The organism is Photobacterium chitinilyticum, from assembly GCF_004104355.1.
Lineage (GTDB): Bacteria > Pseudomonadota > Gammaproteobacteria > Enterobacterales > Vibrionaceae > Photobacterium > Photobacterium chitinilyticum.
The window spans coordinates 1-887 of the sequence record NZ_RJLM01000094.1; the positions used below are offsets into that span (position 1 = coordinate 1).

The 887-nt window shown below is 51.5% G+C and carries 1 protein-coding gene; it reads right to left on the minus strand.

The features are described 5' to 3' along the window. Positions 1–529: 529 nt before the first annotated feature. Positions 530–685 (minus strand): hypothetical protein, encoded by a 156-nt coding sequence (locus EDI28_RS28155; protein WP_164918638.1) that lies wholly within the window; start codon positions 683–685, stop codon positions 530–532. Between the last annotated feature and the right edge of the window lie 202 nt (positions 686–887).

Sequence of the window (887 nt, forward strand, 5' to 3'; positions counted from 1 at the left end):
TGCCTGATCTGCCAAGGGCGATGGGACAGTGCATGACGCTATTGTTGTGTGCTAGGTTCAAAGAGAATTGTATGCTATACGCATGCAAATCCGCCCCGTTATTGTTCCTATTTCAAACTTTTACACTGTTGAAGCGATCCGGTTTGGCTTGCCATTCACGGGTTTGCTGCCTGGCATGCACCTGGCTTCGTGCTGGACTGCATGTACGCTGGCTTAGCGGTAAATATCCTAGGCTGCAGCGTCACTGTTGAAGCGATCCGGTTTGGCTTGCCATTCACGGGTTTGCTGCCTGGCATGCACCTGGCTTCGTGCTGGACTGCATGTACGCTGGCTTAGCGGTAAATATCCTAGGCTGCAGCGTTAACCATTAGTTCTATGCATTTGGGAAACCAATGTATGGGATTATTGGCGTACAACTTTGAGCGGTGGATCACTCGGCTCGTGTGTCGATGAAGAGTGCAGCCAACTGTGTGAATTAATGTGAACTGYATACTGCTTTGAACATCGACATCTTGAACGCATATTGCGGCTACGGGATATCCTGTGGCCACGCCTGTCCGAGGGTCGGCTTTTCATCTATCACGGCGCACATTGAGTCGTGGATTGGGCGAGTGCCTGCCGGCGTGTATACCCGCATATCAACGCGGGTTGCTGGTCGAAGGCTCCGTCCTAATAGTCCGGCCACAGCCTAGTCCGGTCTAGATGACTTGATCGAGATGCTGCGGTGGGTTGTGCTCGAGTCGTGGCTTAATGACATTATACGCGCTCGGGAAGAATCGCACCTATCGTACGCTACGTTGGTCACTTGATCTTGTCTCTATGGTTCGGTCTACGGTTTGTACCGATGGTGTGTGTAATACGCACGAATTGTATAATTGACCCTGACC